Below are 16,609 nucleotides of genomic sequence, written 5' to 3'. Positions count from 1 at the left end.
TAAAGCTAATAACGGAAGGCTGGCCCAATGACCAGCGAAATAAAACCTTTTTTTGGCCCAGTGACGAATGAAATAGGTGGCCCGCTATGCAGCGAAATGAGTGGCCCAGTGACTTGCGTTATAGACATGAGGCATGCTTAAGCCTAACACTAGGTAAACGGTTTGTGGTATTGTTGTCCGGTTTGCTCTACATGAAAGGGACACAATCCTTTCAGGCTTCAGCAAGTTTTAGCTAGAATAGGTATTGGTCCATAGCGTAAACCAATACTTTGATCAGTATATGGGATGATGGTTAGTGGCAACACAGATATGATAAGACTCAAAGAGTGGCTCAAAATTGATTGCATTAATCGCCTTGTTTACTATCCACAACGTCTGCCATTCGCGTATCAGATACTCAAAGATTGGACGAAGACCATGAGCTGGTTTCAGTCATAAACATTTTAAATCAGGTATTTTATGACATATTAAACTTTCTTTTGATAGGTATATGTGAAAAATCAAATATTTAAAAAAAAAGCGAAAAGAAAGTTAAAGCAAAGCCTGATCATTCATTTATGATATAGGTTTTTCTTTATTTTGAAAATATGTCAATTAAAAAGCATTCTCCTCACCTTTTATCATATTAATTATGGTCATAAATATAATTCGTATATCCAGAGCGGCCGTCCAATGTTCCAAATACCAAATATCGTGTTCTACACGTTTTACCATCTTATAGTCTTCTTTAGTTTCTCCCCTGTACCCATTTACCTGAGCCCAACCCGTAATACCTGGTTTCAAAAAGTGTCGTACCATAAATTGATCAACGATACCTTTATACTGCTCGGTATGGCTTAACATGTGAGGACGTGGCCCAACTACACTCATGTGCCCCATAAAAACATTAAAAAATTGTGGTAATTCATCTAAGCTAGATTTCCTTAAAAACTTACCAATGGGCGTTATACGATCATCATTTTTACTAGCTTGTCGTTTATCACTATCCAAATTCATCCGCATACTTCTAAACTTGAAACACCAAAAAGGTTCATCGTCTCGACCACTCCTTAATTGTTTAAATAATACAGGTCCTTTACTTTGTAATTTGATAAGTATGGCGATAATAGGATACAGCCAGGTTAATACAAAAAAAATCACTATGCTACTAAAGACAACATCAATCAAACGCTTTTTAAACCGATTATGCACCTTCTCCAAAGGCTCAGAACGAAGCGAGATTACGGGGAACTCATTGCCTAGATAACTTACAGTATATGGTGATAGTAAGGCGCCGCTAATATCAGGAATAAATTTTAACCGTACACACTGTCTCTCTGCTTCTTCAGTTAATAAAACCATATCACTCATTCTTTCTGGCGCAATGGTTACATAGATATCTTTAATTCCCTTATCTAATGCCAACTGAAAAGACCTTCCTACCATATCTGATAACCGTCCGTCACGTTCCAAATATTCATCAGGAACATTGGGTATAAAACCGTGAAATTCTATATATTTTTGTTTTTCAAAGTACTGAGCTAATTGTGTACCGGTAGCATTATTACCCATGATTGCAACTGATTTTACTCCCCTTAAATGATTAAATAGCATAAATTGAAAGGAAGTACCGATAAACCGATTAATAAGAAAAAGAATGCCTAAGGTGCCATAAAACACAAGAAGAAATGATCTTGAAAACTCATTCTGTTTAGAAAAGAACAAATAAACCGCAAACAAAATGGCATGTAAAATTACACTCCGCCAAGTACCGCGATATATACGTTCAATACGCCTTGACCCATATTCCGTATAAAGACCGAAAGAAGTTGTGGAAACAATCCAGAGTAAGCTACACACTACAACATAATGCCACTGCAACTCTGAACTCACCGTTTTACCAAGATAGCTTGTAAATTCGTATGAAAAAAAATAAACCCCAATAACCATCAAAAGATCGGTTATTGGTAAAATATATTTGAGAATGAATAGGTAACGTGTTTGCATAAGTTAGTTAAGGGCGTCAACCACGCAATACTCTTATCAAAATTAATGCCTCGTTTGTAATTTTGAAAAAGCAATGAAACTTTAATAGAATTAGTATTCCGTTTAAGCACAAAGATAACATTTTTAATAACTACCATTGATGAGTAGTTTTAAATGTCATTTGTACCGATCAATAATAGGAAGTATTAAATAAAAAATGGCCTATAAGTATGATAAGCAATTTTTGAGTAATAATTTAAGAATATTGGGTTCCGTATTTCTCTACCATTTCTTTCGCCACCCCTTTTATTTCCTGTTCTTCTGATTTAGGATAGATTAGAAGCACATGTTCATCATCAACTACAATATAATTGTCCAGCCCCCTGATAACAGCCGCCTTACCTTTTGGAAGATTGATCATGCAATCTGTAGTATTTTTTAAATGAATGTGATCTCCATTGAATACATTCAATTCCTCATCTTTTTCTGCAATTGCATGAAGCGATGCCCAAGTACCTAAATCCGACCAACCAATATCAGCAGGAATGGTATAAATGTTATCCGCCTTTTCTAATATTGCATAGTCAATAGAAATATTAGGACTGTTATGATAATTGTCCAAAATAAATGCAGTCTCCTCTGAAGTGTTGTAGATCGCATTACCAGATTTAAATAGGGTATCAATTTCTGGTGCATACTTTTCAAAAGCTTTTTGTAGGCTACTTGCTTTCCAAATAAAAATACCCGCATTCCATAAATACTTACCATTTTGTAAATATTCTTGCGCTTTTGCTAATACAGGCTTCTCTCTGAAGGCGCTAACTTTTTTTACTTCACTAGCCAATCCTTCCTGTAGATCTCCTTCACCTTTATCTTTATTCCTTGATACTTGATTCTTAATCTTGATTTCTTGATCCTTATTACTTGATCCTTGCGTCTCATCATATTCAATATACCCATAACCAGTATCTGGTCTGGTCGGACTAATACCAAGCGTAAGTAACGCATCATGCCGATCTGCAAATGCCAAGGCCTGTTCAATTTTATCTAGAAAAACATCTTCTTTTAGAATTAAATGATCAGATGGCGCCACTATGATATTGGCATCAATATTTTGCTTTAAGATTTTATAGGTTGCATAAGCAATACAAGGGGCTGTATTGTTACGACTTGGTTCCAGTAGGATATTATTTGATAATATAGTTGGTAATTGTTCTTTAACTAAAGAAGCATAACTTTCGTTGGTTAAAACTAAAATATTGTCATTAGGGCAAACTTTTAGAAACCTTTTATATGTTAATTGTAAAAGGGATTCGCCTGTACCTAAAATATCAATAAACTGTTTAGGAAAGTGGTTTCGGCTCTTTGGCCAAAAACGGGAACCAACACCGCCAGCCATAATTAATACAAATTTATTTGATGAATCCATTACTTTTGATTTTATTAAAAATTACTTTTTTTATTAGTATAAAAACGAATTGCGAATTCGTAAAAAGATATCTTTTGAACAATCGTTTTGGTTCTTGAGATAATCGATGTAGCCATTCTAAACTATTCTTTTGCATCCATTGTGGTGCTCTTTTTTGAATACCGACGAAAACTGGTAACGCTCCTCCTATTCCAATCATACAAGCGTGAATTTTGCCAAACATACTTGCCATCCACGTCTCTTGCTTTGGACACCCTAACACTACAAATACAAGATTAGCATTTGATGCATTAATTTGATTGATTATATCTTCGGTTTCCACTTCGTTTAGATCACGAAAAGGTGGTGAAATCATCCCGGCAATACTTAAGTATGGATAATTTTTTAAAACTAATTCCTGAGTTCGCTCCAACATAAATTCCGATCCACCATAAAAAAAAACTGATAATTTCTTGATACTTGCTTCAGCCAATAGCGTGGGAAGTAAACTCATACCGTCTACCCTATCCTGTTCATGGTTATGCAAATATTTAAATGATTTAGCTATAGGCATACCATCAGGACAGGTAATATTTGCATTATCAATCAAAATCCTAAATGATGGGTTATTTTGTGCTTCGATTAGCATGTGAACATTAGCAATACAAACATAAGAAGATGTTTTCTGTAACGATAATCTAATAATCTCACTCACGAATGAACTGTAACTTCCCAGAGAAACTTTTAAACTTAAAATTTGTTTTTTGTCTAACATTTTAACTTCTTAACTTTTTATCAATAACATCTTTGTAGATGTCTATCAGCAAGTGATAATTTACATCTGGAGTGTATTTGCCTATATAATCTTGGTAAGCGTTAGCCGCCATTGTAGACTTTTCTGCATGACTAAAGGCATCAAACATATTAACCACATCAGATAAGCTTGATGCATTATTTACTTCAAAAAGCATTCCGTTAAATTTTTCTATAATCATAGTAGACATTGCCCCAACATTACTTGCTATTATGGGTAAACTATTTGAAAATGCCTCGATTATGGTCATCGGCATTCCTTCAAACCATATTGAAGGAAAGATTAAGGCCTTTGCCTTCGTCATTCTATCCTGAATATATTCCTTTTTTTGAAACCCTAGATAGGTAATATTAGGATATTTTTCACACGTTTTTATTACACTTTCTCTTAAATCGCCATCACCTATTATTTCCAATGGCTGTCCATTTTCTATGAAAACTTCCAATAAAACCTTAATACCCTTCTCATAGGATAAACGCCCAACAAATAAATATGCACCAGAATGCGTTTTAACAGTATTACAAAAAGAAGAATCCACGAAATTAGGTTTCAAATAACATTTTTCTGACGGTATCGAAAATTTTGACTTCTGAAAAAGAGTACTAGAAAACGCTGTTAAAAAAATATAGGCATCAATTTTACTCCAACTCCCTAATAGCTTATGTGCATAAATTATAAAAGCTAACCAAAAGGTTTGCAAATATGAACCTCTATATAACTTTCTTTTGATCGCAGTCCAAGGGAATCTTTCCTCAAGACTTTTAGTAAAAATTTCATTTCCTGCTAATAATATTGCCGATGGACATAATAACCGAAAATTGTGAACAGTATGAATTATCGGAATATTAAAGTAACTTAACAATAAAAAAGTCAAAGGGCCAAGGGCAAAGTGCCAATTGTGTATATGGATTACATCAGGTTTAAATTGTAGCACTTCTCTTCTTATTTTTAAAAAAGTATAAATATTAAAAATTGAAGTAAAAAATTGAATTGCACCAACTAAACCACGTCTATTAGAGAATGTAATTAGCTTAACCTCATTATTTGAAGAGAGAAGTGCAACTTCCTGATCTACAACGAAATCTTCCCCACCATGTTGTTGATAGTGTGTATGAAGGAATAATATTCTCACTGTAATTTATTTTTTTTTGATTTGAATATGTGGGAATTGAACAATACTCCCGCCCACAAGAAAACAAACCACATTAATTGTTGGAAAATAAGACTTACTGATGAAAAGCTTGAAACAAGAAAAACAATCCAAATGGAAAAAAACACCATAAGTATTTTTTGTTTTAATTGATCATTTTTACAGTCGATGGCAAGTTTAAAAAACCGTTTAAACATCTGAAAAACGAATGATAAAAAAAGTAAACACCCAACATACCCAAACGAAATTAAAATATACAGATAAGTACTATGGGCATTAAACACCTCTTCAGTATTCGCAAAAAGGCTGTTGATTCGAACATCTGCTGTTAAACCTAATCCAAAAAATTGATCAATTATGCTAGAAACTTGAAACTTAGATATTAAGGTTTCCCATATTACATTTCTACCCTGCATATTGCTATCGGAGTAGAAATCATTTAAATCGACAAGTAATAAATCTGGGGGTAAAAATTGTTGGATTATTAGAAGAAATAATAAAAATCCAATTGCTATTAGCGGAGCACCAATCAAAATTGTTTTCTTTGGTGAGTTTATTATTTTTTCTCTAAAATAATATATTACCAAAATTAAAAACGACGATAATAAATGGATTCTAGCATTAGTAATAAATATAATATATAGACCAATCAAAACTAGTAGGAATCTAAATAAAGGCTTTAAATCACCGAAATATAGTAGATAGATTAATGATAACACCATAGACAGGGCCAAATCTGTTTTAAAGAAATATAATCCAGAAAAAGTATAAGCGCCGCCCCAAGTTTGATAACCTATTTTGGCAATTGCTAATATCACATGTATTATAATCAGACCTATACTAATTTTAGCTGCAATGACGGAGTCGCGAAATATTCTCTTTGTAACCATGCCAATAACAAAAAGAAATATTGAAAAGATGGTTTTAAAAAAAATTATACTAGTTTCAGTATCTACTAGCCTTAAGAATGATAATAATATGACTATAATAAAGAAGACCAAAGTAAAAATTGGAAAAATATTAACTGTAGTGAACTTAAATCGATAGAGCATGCCAACTACCGCCAGCAACATGCTTATGTTAACTAGTACAGAAACAATTTTAAATTGCCAAAGAATATCAGCTATTATTCTAAAAATAATGAACATCAGTCGTTAAAAAATAGCCTATTATATCTCTTTTGCATAGCAATGAGACTGAACTCTTCTCTTGCATATTCATATCCTAAATTACAAATACATTCGTAATCTGCGGGTAATAGTTTTTTATCAAAGATGATATTGTAAATTTCTAAAGAATTATTTTCCACCAAAAAAGGATAATTCGGCGGAACTGTTTCATTAAGGCCAGGGATATTATTTGCTACAACTGGTGTTTTGGCAAGTAGACTCTCAATTGTTAATAATGGTAATCCCTCATGTAATGAAGGCATCACCAAATAATCGAAAGAATGTAAAATATTAGCTAAATCATGATAAGGATCGTGAATTTTAAAATTCGTCATATCTTTTAATTTCGTCGAAATATAATCTTTCATACTTCCGTCGCCTATTATATGAAAAAAATTGGGTTCAGAACTAGTTAGTATAATATCACACAGTTTCTCAATTCCTTTCTGTCTTTCAAATCTTCCTGCAAATAAAATATTTTTCTTTTGATTGACTAGACCGTCAAATTTCTTGCCATCTTTGCTAGGCTCTGAAACTCCGTTGGGAATCAAGGTCATTAACGGCAATACAATATTGTGACTATTCAAAAATTTTTTAAAAGATTGATCAACTCCTTTTGAAATGGTGACGGTAAACACTCCTTTCATAGAAAAATATTTTTCGACCATTTTTCCAATAAATTCCCATTTAGACCATAATACTGTGTTATGTATTGTACGTATTAATCTCATTTTCGGCATGAAAAAAGAAAAATATTTTAAAAAAAAGAATATGGAGATATCTGGTATCTCAGTATGGGCATGGACAACGATTGGCCTAAATTTTAACACCAAATAAATTAAACGAAATGGCAATAATAGAATACCTATTTTGCTATTATTCACAGATGATTCGTGAAAGATTATGCTATTCTTATCCAAGTCTTCTTTTATAGAGTCACTAAATCCTTTCACAATATTTTTTTTAAAAACAGTAATAATATGAAAATCTGTGTCCTCTATCAATTGTTTTGAAAGATTAATTGCCACCTGTTGTGCTCCACCAACAGAAAAATGTGATATGACCTGAAATACAACTTTTCTTCTACTCATCTAATTAAACTATTTGGTCATCTTCGACAACTTTACTGGATGGATATATAATGTATTCGCTGGAAAATTATCCTCTAATTTAGTTAAAGAAAAGTCATAAGCTGTTAGAAATTCTATCGATTCATGTTGTAGCCAAAAAGTTAAACCCTTGTTCTCTAAATCTTTCTCCTGAATAATTTTATCAACTGAAAACGTCAAAGCTGTTGGTATAGCCGCCTCTACAAATAAATCTAAAGCTGCAAAAATACCACAATATCTTGAAAATTGACGAGCACCTCTCTTAGGTATAATAACACAATCCGAATAACTTCCTACTAAAGGGTATGGAATTTTTTTTGGATTAATAATCAGTAAAATATTATGATAAAATATTAGTTTTATATTCCTTAGGTTATTAATTAATTCAATTCTTTTAAATGAAAATTTCCAAATGGGTTTTCTAAAAAACATCTTTCGCGGCATATTAGATGTAAATTTCATATCATGGCGTGATATTAATTTTTCTGCTTCATCAGCATCCGGTAAAAACGCCTTTGCTTCAATCCCTTCCTTTTGAGTCTTAAAAGCTAATATGTTATAGAAATGATACCAAAATGGCGCAAATAATCTATGTGGTTCTTTTTTTGCGGGATCGTTCAGTAGAAACAGATTTGGTATAAAGCCAGATTCTTCATTTAGTGAAAAAAAAGATTTATAATTTTTTTCATCAATTTTTGGATTTAAGATTAAGTCATCTCCAATTATAAAATAATGATCATAAATTTCATCAAAAATTTGATCAATCGCTCTATTCAAATATCCTTGAAAATAATAAGAATTCTCATATACGGTTATCACGTCCTTTCTATTTCCAGTGTAAAAAGGCATAACGTAGAAAATATTTGAGAAACGATTACCATAAATTGATTCTAACCGTTCAATATTTTTCTCGAAATTGTGGTTGAAAATAATTAATAATGCTACTTTATTCATTTTCAGTTACCTTTTTTAAATTTAATTATTGAATATATAAACGCGTTTTTAAAGAAAAAATAGTGTGTCAATGCGAATAAGACCAAATAGGTGAAGCCTAAAATCAAGAAGAAAAATAGTAAACTTTTATGGGGCATGTAAAATCCCAAAGAAGTTGTAAGTACCGTACATGTCAAAATTTGAAATATTAAATTAAAATCAAGTTTTATCTTAATAGTTTTTCTTGCTGAATTTAGAATATAAAGAAAAACAACCATTTCTGATGCAAGGCATGCGATAGATGATCCTAGGAAGGTATAATGCGGAATTAATAAGAAGTTTAACAGCAAGCTTACTATTAAACCCACAATCGTTGCATATAGTATATGTTTTTCTTTTCCAATTGGCATTAAATATTGAGTACCCAATACGTTGCAACAGCCTATTACTAAAGGTACAGTAGATAATAATCTCAATGAATTAATCGCATTAATATACTTTTCACCAGAAATCAACATCAAAATCTCAGTAGGAAAGAAAAAGCAAAATATACAAAAAGGTATTGTTAAAAGAAATACAATGCTAAATGATTTCGTCATTATGCTAGCAATTTCACTAGTCTGGTTATTAATAAATAAATTAGAGATCCGAGGAATTAATACGACGCCAGCGCCACTAACTACGACCCAAAAAATTTTAACCAATTTTAATGGAACATTATAATAACTTACACTAACGGGATCTGTAAGCAATCCTAAAATTATCGTATCCAATATAGTATAAACGCTAACACTTACGTTAATGCTAAACAATACCATAAGAGGACGGATATGTTTCTTTATAGTGAAGGTCATAGTATCTTTCTTATAATGTTTCAATATAAACTTCGTGAAATTTAACACGGCATTCAGAAATATCATGAGAGCGGTTACAGAATAATATATAAGTTGATCATCACTTTTTTTAACGAGAAAAATAATTGCTAGTACACTTATAGCTTTAATTATTAACGATCTTTTAGTAATGTATCCATAATTCTCAATACCTTGATAATACCATTCAATGAGAAACGAGCTACTTATTATGGTAATGCATGAAATTATTACGAGAGAAATATTACTATAAATTTTGGGAATTAATAGCGCTAACCCAATAAATGATATAGAAAAAAAAACAGCAAGAGATAATTGTAGAGTGACTAATTCTAAAACAAGCTGAGATTGTTCTGAGTTTTTGCCTTTTAATTTAGCTATTTCCCGAACTCCATAAAACGGTATACCTATTGCCGAGAAAATCACAAAGTATTGAGTAAAAGCATCAATAAAAAAAACATTACCAAGATTTTGGCTTGATAAAACATTAGTTAGATAAGGAAAAGTGATTAGAGGAAAAACTACTGCAGAAGATGTAAGCAATAAATTGCTTATCATATTTTTTCTAATACCCATACTATTTGCTAATATTAGAAATGGAAGCTGCTAAATCAAGACTGCTCTTGATACAGACATCCATATTGTAATATTGCCATTCGCCAAATCTACCTAACGTATAAAGGCCAATTTCTTCTAAATATTTTTTTACCGTGGTTGTAGCCGCATTGTAATTTTCATCAAAAACCACATAAGCATGTTCCGAAACGTTATAATCAACCGGTCTTTTCAAAAAGCTATCCTTCTTGCCATTCTCGATCATCTCTTCTTTAGTTTTCTCTCCCACAACTTCAGACATTGAATAATTTTTTTTCGGTTTGAAGAAACTTCCGATGTGTATATAGCGATGGAAAAAGTTATATGCTTCAGGAATGTATGTCCAGGTTCTATCTGTTTCCTCTGTTTCCCAAAACATTGTCGTTACCTTATTGTAACGTAAAAGATCTGCTGCATCTAAAATGGATTTAGGAGTATTTTTAATTAAATGAGGATATAAATTTAAAGGTAATGTGCTTATTACTAAATCATATTCCTTCTCGTCATTAATTAACCACTTTTCTCCTCGTTTGGCAACTGAAGTAATGGTGAAATCCGTTAATATATTTAAGCCTTCTGCTAACTTATCTATGAATGTATTTTGGTTATTACTATCAGGATAATAAAAGCTCGCATGAGGCATTCTATCACTTTCATTGCTAATTAATCCTTTAAAAAAAGATTCTTTATTAGGTATAGGCAATTTACCGTCTACCCAGGCAGGACTCATTTCGCTTGGGTGTCTATTCCATATTTTCGAGTTATAAGGAATAAAATAAGTTTCTGCTAATGTATTTCCGAATTTTTTTCTAAACCAATCTTCTAAATTTTCGTAAATGTTGTTATCCTCTGCACTGAGAAAATCCCTTGTAATATCAATTGCTAATTCTGGTGCAAAATTGTGAATTTGCTGGATGGCATACTCAATTGGATAAGAAATTTCCTCTTCCTTAAATTTAATTACTGCATTTCTTTGAACCTGATGCCAACTTTCTTTAGGTAGTACCTCATTGAAAACAAAATCCATCACATCGGGATATTTTGAGTTGAAGCAATGGCCACCAACTGGATGATAAGCAACCCCCTCAACAGTTTTGGTTCTCGCAATTCCTCCATGTATTGAGTGACGCTCAAGTAATTCAACATCGTGCTCTTTAGATAGCATCTTACCTACACTTAAGCCAGAAATACCAGCTCCTAATATCCCTATTTTCATTAATTAATTCTTTTTATATTTAAAATCTTCGTACGCCAATCTAAGTCCATCATTCAAGTCAATAGAGAAAGTCCAACCAAAGTTGGTTAATTTGGACACATCCATCAACTTTCTGGGCGTACCATCTGGTTTGGTATGATCAAAATTAATATCACCTTCAAAACCTACAATGTTCTTGATAATAGCTGCTAATTCTTTAATGCTCAAATCTTCTCCAGATCCAACATTAACAAGGCCAGCTTCATTATAAGTTGCCATTAAGAAAACACATGCATCAGCAAGATCATCAGCATATAAAAATTCTCTTTTCGGTGAACCCGTTCCCCAGATTGTTACTGCTGGCAACTTATTCTCTTTTGCCTCATCAAATCTTCTGATTAATGCTGGCAATACATGAGAGTTTTCCGGATGATAGTTATCATTTAGACCATAAAGGTTGGTCGGCATTACAGAGATATAATTACAGCCATATTGATCACGATAGGCATCACACATTTTTATACCTGCAATTTTTGCTATCGCATACGGCTCATTTGTTGGCTCCAGTTCTCCCGTCAAGAGATATTCTTCCTTTAATGGCTGCGGAGCCATTTTAGGATAAATACATGATGAGCCTAAAAACATCAATTTTTTAACGTTTACTTTCCTGGAAGATTCTATAATATTACTTTGAATCATTAAATTCTCATAAATAAAATCTGCTCGATAAGTATTGTTTGCAACAATGCCGCCTACTTTTGCTGCGGCTAAGAATACATATTCTGGTTTTTCCGATTCAAAAAATTCCTGTACAGCGGCCTGGTCCCTTAAATCAAGCTCAGAAGAAGTACGATATACAAGGTTCTTAAACCCATCTTTTTGTAACTTTCTAAATATTGCAGAACCAACCATACCTCGGTGCCCTGCAATATATATTTTTGCATTTCTATCTTGCAAATACAATTCCGACATTATTCGTACTGATTTTTAATAGTGTAACCGTGTGACTTTAATAGTGATTCCTTCTTAAAATGATCCACATCAACGGCTACCATTTCCTTCACTAAGGCAGCAAGATTATATTTAGGCTCCCAACCCAATTTAATTTTGGATTTCGTTGGATCTCCTATTAATAAATCAACCTCTGTTGGGCGGAAATAAGATGGATCAACTCCAACAACTTCAGTTCCTACGGCAATTTGGTATTCTGGATAAGTACAACTCACAACGAAACCTTTTTCCTCAATACCTTCGCCTCTAAATTCTAAGGTGATGCCCACTTCTGCAAATGCCATACGTACGAATTCTCGAACCATAGTAGTTACACCTGTAGCAATAACATAATCCTCAGGAACATCTTGTTGTAAGATTCTCCACATAGCCTCTACATAGTCTTTTGCATGTCCCCAATCGCGTTCCGCGTTTAAATTTCCAAGATATAGTTTACTCTGTAACCCTTGGGCAATTTTTGCTACTGCACGGGTAATTTTTCTAGTCACGAAGGTCTCTCCTCTCAGAGGACTTTCATGGTTAAACAAGATGCCGTTACAAGCGAACATGCCGTAAGCTTCGCGATAGTTTTTGGTAATCCAAAAACCATAAATTTTAGCTACTCCATATGGCGAACGGGGATAGAACGGTGAACTCTCGTCATAAAATCCCTTATCATTTTTATTTTCAGGCATACCACCATAAAGCTCTGAGGTTGACGCTTGATAAACTCTTGTCTTCTTTTCCAAACCTAAGATTCGTACTGCTTCTAATATCCTTAAGGTTCCGATACCATCTACATTAGCAACATATTCAGGCGAATCAAAGCTCACTTTTACGTGACTCATTGCCCCCAAATTATAGATCTCATCTGGCTGAATCTCTTGCACGATTCTGATTAGATTGGTCGAATCAGTTAAGTCCCCATAGTGCAATTTAAAGCGTACATTCTCATCATGTGGATCTTGATATAGGTGATCAATGCGATCTGTATTGAATAATGAACTCCTTCTCTTAATCCCGTGAACCATATAACCCTTATCCAAAAGTAATTCTGCTAGATAAGCACCATCTTGCCCGGTTATTCCTGTTATTAATGCAACTTTCATTTTTTTTTCAAGATTTTCTAAATTTATTAAATAGTTTTGTAATACGGCTTGATTTTATTTCTTCACCGTAGTTACCATAACCATAACCGTAACCATATGATTTACTCACAATATCGTTAACTACAATTCCTAAGTTCTGCATTTTATTCGAGTGATAAAGATCATTTAGAATCCCAATTTGATCTTTATTTGTAACGTTTTGCCTAACGAGGTAGATTGTGGCATTTGCATATTTAGCTAATAACTGTGCATCAGTTATGATGCCGATCGGAGGTGCATCTATGATAATATAATCGAATTCTTTTTTCAACTGGGTAATTAACTGTAAAGTATGGGGACTCATTAATGTTTCTGCAGGATTAGGTGGAAGTGGCCCAGATGAAACAATGAACATATTACTATTGATAGACAATGGTCTGACTATATCACTAGTTAATAGATCAGGATTAATAATATAATTTGTAAAGCCTATTCCATTATTCATACCCAATTTTAAAGATAGTCCCGGTTTACGCAAGTCCAGTTCCATTAATAAAACTTTCTTACCTGATAGCGCCAAAATATTTGCCAGATTGATGGCAGTAAACGATTTGCCCTCACCACTCATGCTAGAAGTGAGTAGAATTACCTTCTCCTCTTCTAATTTTAGATAAAATGAGAGGTTTGTTCTGAGCGCACGAAATTGCTCAGAGATTGCTGATCTTGAATGTGTTGCGACAATTGTATTACTCCCGGCATTGTGACTAATCTCTCCAATTATAGGCACTTGGGTAGCATTTGTAATGTCTTCTTTTGTAGCTATAGTAGTTTGTAGCATATTTAAAGCAAAAATAGCTGCACTTGGCAACAATAATCCTAATATAAAACTAGCTCCAAAGACAAAACTTTGTTTTGGGCTTACTGCTTTGAATTCAGCTTTGGGTGGATCAATTACTTTTGCTATAGAGATATTAGAAGTCTTAGAAATGGCGGTTTCTTCTGCCTTTTGCATCAAAAAAATATACAGCTCTTGCTTAATATCTCGATTTCTCGCTAATTTCAAATAATTTTTTTCAATCTGAGGTACGCCAGATATTTGGCCCTGAGCTTGGTTAAGCTGGCCTTGAAGTTTATTCCTAGTCTGAACAAAAGTATTTTTTGTATTTACAATATTCGATAGAATGCCTCTTCTCAATGCAACTATTTGTTTATCAATATTCTGAATAAATGGGCTCTCTTCCGTGACGCTCAACAATTGTTTGTCACGTTCTATAAGTAAGGCATTATATTGTTCCATTAATCCGGAAAATACCATGTCTTGAGGAAGTAATGAGCTTGGGAATACCCTACGATTTTTAGTTTCATCTTTCATATAAACTTCCAAATCATTTATAATAGCAACTTGGGTCTCAGCCTTCGCAAGTTCATTATTAATTTCGCCAGTGTTTTGAACCAACACTTTTCCCTGCTCAGTCATATCAGCAAGATTATTTTTTTGTTTAAAGGTTTGAACTTCATTTTCCACATCCCCTAATTCTGAAGCAATTAAAGAAAGACGTTCCTTGATGAACTTACCAGTACTATCCGCAATAGCATTCTTGTCGTCGAGATTAGCAATTATATATTGAGAAATGAGCACATTCAAAATGTCCTGGCCTTTTTGCGGAATGGGATAAGACAATCCTAAATCAATAACGGTCACTTGTTTATTAGATACACCAACCGTCAATTTTTTCATAAGTTCGGCTACACGTTCATCAATTGAAGATATCGACACTGAGAACTCACTACCTTTAGGAATGGATCCAAAAGATTTTACAACTTTTAGATTACCAACACCTTTAATAAAAAAAACATCATCAAGTTTAACTTTGCCCACAAAATTTTGTGTATTTACACTTAATTCTCCATTTTCACTAGTTTCTATTCTAATGTGGGTCGATTTGATAGTGTCAATTCCTTTTACAATAACAACCTTAAATGGTGAGGTATACAATTCTCTGTTCACCAAATTACTTCTTTGGTAATAAATTATATTTAATTGCATTTGCCTAACAACCTGCTCCATTAAAAAGCGTGTTTTCAATATCTCGACTTCATTATCAACAGAATTCTTGGCCCCCATAAGACCACCAAGATCCATTAATGCACCCGCTTGTTTAGCAAGCCCACCTTTCTCATCATCATTTACTAAAACTCTTGCGTTGATTTGGTATACCGGTGCAGTGTATTTTAAGTACATAAAAGCACATATAAAAGATACAAACAAACTAATTAAAAACCAATGCCATTTTTCTAATAATTTGTTAAATATTACTTTGAAATCAATCGAATCTTCCTCACTTTTAAAATGGCTGTCTTTATTTAGGCTAGATAGGTTATTCATTTACTATAATTATTTGAAATTGGTAATGGCAATAACAATTACCGAAAGAACTGATGCTATTACCCCAATAGTTTGAATTTGTGCAGAATTAGATGCAGACACTTTACGTTTATTGGGTTCTACATAAACAACATCATTTTGCTTCAAATAGTAAAAAGGACTACTAAAGATTTCAGAGGAATTTAGATTTAAACGAGCAAACTCTTTTTTACCATTGTTGTCACGCACAATCAATACATTCTCTCTCTTTCCGTAGATAGTTAAATCACCAGCTAAACTTAGGGCATCTAAAATAGAAACCTTTTCGTTTGGTAGGGTATAAGCAGAGGGCTGATTAACCTCACCTAATACGCTTACTTTAAAATTAGCAAAGCGCAGTTGCACATTTGGCTCTTTATAAAAAATGCTAACTCTTTCTCTAACTAGTTCTCGAGCTTGATATGTTGTTAAGCCTGCAACTTTGATTTTTCCAACTAAAGCCAACTCAATTTCTCCATTTTTATCAACTAAAAATCCTGTAGTTTGCTGCTGCGCTAGCGCTGTAGAAGAGCTTCCGCCTAATAAAGGAGTAGCAGCGGCTTGATTAATAACCAAACCAGTTTGAGGATTCAAAGTAAAAATATTGATGCTTAGAATATCATCCGACTGTATTACAGGCTCGGTAAATGCTGTAGCTTTTTCCAACTTTGCCTGATTGACTGTTTGAATATCCTGAAAATAAGGAATGTTTTTACTGCTAACGCAGGAAGAGAAAATTGCAACTGCACATAAAAACACACAAAGTTGCAACCTAATTCTGGTAAATATATTTTTATTCATAGGTGTTAAGCAAAGCAAAATATTGCCTTTATAGGTATTGTTTTGATCTTAAAAATCATAAATGATTTTACGAATTTGATGGAGCACTTCAATACAGTGCAAACTTAATAATTTAAT

Annotated in this window: 13 protein-coding genes; all 13 read right to left on the bottom strand. The window is 33.1% G+C overall.

Annotated elements, in window-relative coordinates:
- Nucleotides 1–594: 594 nt before the first annotated feature.
- The 13 genes from LUA91_RS16450 to LUA91_RS16390 all read right to left on the bottom strand — a co-directional run bounded on the left by LUA91_RS16450 (nt 595) and on the right by LUA91_RS16390 (nt 16,492).
- The gene (locus LUA91_RS16450; RefSeq protein WP_231427210.1) at nt 595–1,986 is read right to left on the bottom strand and encodes an undecaprenyl-phosphate glucose phosphotransferase; all 1,392 of its coding nucleotides are present in this window, start codon (nt 1,984–1,986) and stop codon (nt 595–597) included.
- 235 nt (nt 1,987–2,221) lie between these two features.
- Nucleotides 2,222–3,364, bottom strand: a complete 1,143-nt coding sequence (locus LUA91_RS16445; protein ID WP_231427209.1) for a mannose-1-phosphate guanylyltransferase — start codon at nt 3,362–3,364, stop codon at nt 2,222–2,224.
- A gap of 13 nt (nt 3,365–3,377) precedes the next feature.
- The gene (locus LUA91_RS16440; protein WP_231427208.1) at nt 3,378–4,148 is read right to left on the bottom strand and encodes a WecB/TagA/CpsF family glycosyltransferase; all 771 of its coding nucleotides are present in this window, start codon (nt 4,146–4,148) and stop codon (nt 3,378–3,380) included.
- A gap of 1 nt (nt 4,149) precedes the next feature.
- Nucleotides 4,150–5,319 carry a glycosyltransferase family 4 protein gene (locus LUA91_RS16435; protein ID WP_231427207.1) on the bottom strand — a complete coding sequence of 390 codons (1,170 nt, stop codon included), beginning with the start codon at nt 5,317–5,319 and terminating at the stop codon, nt 4,150–4,152.
- Entirely contained in the window at nt 5,316–6,485 is a 1,170-nt protein-coding gene (locus tag LUA91_RS16430) for an O-antigen ligase (protein WP_231427206.1), read from the bottom strand. Before LUA91_RS16430 ends, LUA91_RS16435 begins: the two co-directional genes overlap by 4 nt.
- On the bottom strand, nt 6,485–7,597 hold the full coding sequence (locus tag LUA91_RS16425) for a glycosyltransferase family 4 protein (RefSeq protein WP_231427205.1): 1,113 nt from the start codon (nt 7,595–7,597) through the stop codon (nt 6,485–6,487). The genes LUA91_RS16430 and LUA91_RS16425 overlap by 1 nt, the downstream gene beginning before the upstream one ends.
- A 9-nt stretch (nt 7,598–7,606) precedes the next feature.
- The gene (locus LUA91_RS16420) at nt 7,607–8,569 is read right to left on the bottom strand and encodes a hypothetical protein (protein WP_231427204.1); all 963 of its coding nucleotides are present in this window, start codon (nt 8,567–8,569) and stop codon (nt 7,607–7,609) included.
- 2 nt (nt 8,570–8,571) lie between these two features.
- Nucleotides 8,572–9,996, bottom strand: coding sequence for an oligosaccharide flippase family protein (locus tag LUA91_RS16415; RefSeq protein WP_231427203.1), 1,425 nt, complete (start codon nt 9,994–9,996; stop codon nt 8,572–8,574).
- 1 nt (nt 9,997) lies between these two features.
- Nucleotides 9,998–11,230: an NAD(P)/FAD-dependent oxidoreductase gene (locus LUA91_RS16410; protein ID WP_231427202.1), complete on the bottom strand. Its 1,233-nt coding sequence runs from the start codon at nt 11,228–11,230 to the stop codon at nt 9,998–10,000.
- A gap of 3 nt (nt 11,231–11,233) precedes the next feature.
- On the bottom strand, nt 11,234–12,181 hold the full coding sequence (locus LUA91_RS16405; RefSeq protein WP_231427201.1) for a GDP-L-fucose synthase: 948 nt from the start codon (nt 12,179–12,181) through the stop codon (nt 11,234–11,236).
- Nucleotides 12,181–13,308, bottom strand: a complete 1,128-nt coding sequence (gmd, locus tag LUA91_RS16400) for a GDP-mannose 4,6-dehydratase (RefSeq protein WP_231427200.1) — start codon at nt 13,306–13,308, stop codon at nt 12,181–12,183. The genes LUA91_RS16405 and gmd overlap by 1 nt, the downstream gene beginning before the upstream one ends.
- Before the next feature lie 7 nt (nt 13,309–13,315).
- Entirely contained in the window at nt 13,316–15,673 is a 2,358-nt protein-coding gene (locus tag LUA91_RS16395) for a tyrosine-protein kinase (protein ID WP_231427199.1), read from the bottom strand.
- 9 nt (nt 15,674–15,682) lie between these two features.
- A complete protein-coding gene (locus LUA91_RS16390) occupies nt 15,683–16,492 on the bottom strand; it encodes a polysaccharide biosynthesis/export family protein (protein WP_231427198.1) in 810 nt (269 codons plus the stop codon).
- Between the last annotated feature and the right edge of the window lie 117 nt (nt 16,493–16,609).

The sequence above is a fragment of the Pedobacter sp. Leaf250 genome (genome assembly GCF_920984735.1).
In the GTDB taxonomy this organism is placed as follows: Bacteria; Bacteroidota; Bacteroidia; order Sphingobacteriales; family Sphingobacteriaceae; genus Pedobacter.
The sequence above is the reverse complement of the archived record's forward strand: the minus strand, read 5'-3'. Positions and strand labels throughout refer to the sequence as shown.